General features: G+C 48.7%; 1 pseudogene. It reads left to right on the top strand.

The features are described from left to right. A pseudogene (locus AYW76_RS19170) lies at nt 1–179 on the top strand (DNA repair protein RadA); the annotation flags it as partial. Nucleotides 180–236 lie beyond the last annotated feature (57 nt).

Genomic DNA, 236 nt, shown 5'->3' with positions numbered 1-236 from the left:
TAGCTGGAGAGATTCGCCCTGTACCTAGTGGACAAGAACGCTTAAATGAGGCATTTAAACATGGTTTTAAGAAAGCAATCGTCCCGGCTGCTAATATGCCTAAAGGCGGTATCCCAGGTATGCAGCTCCACGGCGTGAAAAAGCTCTCTGAAGCGATTGAAGCGTTTGATGAGCTATAAGATCGAGCTGCGCTCGCGAGAACGCTTTGCTTCGAGAGTCTAGATCGGACTTTGTCC

It is taken from the genome of Marinomonas gallaica (assembly GCF_001639745.1).
Classification (GTDB): domain Bacteria; phylum Pseudomonadota; class Gammaproteobacteria; order Pseudomonadales; family Marinomonadaceae; genus Marinomonas; species Marinomonas gallaica.
Note: the sequence above shows the minus strand (reverse complement) of the source record. Positions and strands in the feature narration are given on the sequence as shown.